General features: G+C 47.9%; 1 protein-coding gene and 1 pseudogene. Both read right to left on the bottom strand.

Annotated features, from left to right (window positions below; genetic code table 11):
• A pseudogene (locus R7Q38_RS24880) lies at positions 1 to 149 on the bottom strand (8-amino-7-oxononanoate synthase); the annotation flags it as partial.
• A partial coding sequence (gene bioB / locus R7Q38_RS24875) for a biotin synthase BioB (RefSeq protein ID WP_318114741.1) occupies positions 136 to 1,035 on the bottom strand: 900 nt, incomplete at its 5' end. The pseudogene R7Q38_RS24880 and the gene bioB, both read right to left, overlap by 14 nt.

Below are 1,035 nucleotides of genomic sequence, written 5' to 3'. Positions count from 1 at the left end.
TAATCGTTGCTTGAGAAGTTGATGTAGCGTCTGCCATCATGTTCTAAAATCGATTGGTTTCCGGCGAATACCACATTCATTGAACGATTCAACCCTTGCGCCTTACGAGCAGAAAGAGCAGATTCGATTCGAGATTTAAACGCTGGCATCGTAGAAAAGATCGTCTTTAGTTGGACGTGCAGCAACGCGCTCTACCACGCGATCCAGCAATTCGTTTTCTTCGATTTCATCAGGTTTTTGAGACACTTCTTGGCTGTTAATACCCAGCTTCTTAAACAGCATCATGTCTTTGTCTTCAGAAGGGTTTGGGGTCGTTAGAAGTTTGCAGCCGTAGAATACTGAGTTTGCACCTGCCATAAAACACAGCGCTTGCATCTGTTCGTTCATGTTTTCGCGACCAGCAGACAAACGCACAGCCGATTGAGGCATCATGATTCGTGCGATTGCAATCAGGCGGATAAAGTCGAACGGATCAACATCGTCCACAGTCTCCAGCGGTGTACCCTTCACTTTTACCAGCATATTGATTGGCACGCTCTCAGGGTGTGTAGGAAGATTCGCCAATTCAACCAACAAACCTGCACGATCGTTGGCACTTTCACCCATGCCGATGATACCGCCAGAACAAATCTTCATACCAGCATCACGAACGTGAGACAGCGTATCCAAACGGTCTTGGTAAGTACGAGTGGTAATGATGTTGCCGTAGAACTCAGGCGACGTATCTAGGTTGTGGTTATAGTAATCCAGACCTGCGTTTGCCAGCTGCTTCGCCTGCTCTGGCGTTAACATACCTAACGTCATACACGTTTCCAAACCCATGTCTTTTACGCCTTTGATCATATCGGTCAAATGCGGCATGTCGCGCTCTTTCGGGTTCTTCCACGCAGCGCCCATGCAGAATCGCGTCGAACCTGCATTTTTCGCTTTTTGAGCAGCGTCGAGTACACGTTCGACTTCCATCAGACGCTCTTTCTCGATGTCTGTGGTGTAACGAGCGCTCTGAGGACAGTACTTACAATCTTCTGGACAAGC

Source organism: Vibrio sp. Vb0598, assembly GCF_033338935.1.
GTDB lineage: Bacteria > Pseudomonadota > Gammaproteobacteria > Enterobacterales > Vibrionaceae > Vibrio > Vibrio alginolyticus.
This window is presented reverse-complemented; position numbering and strand designations above follow the sequence as displayed.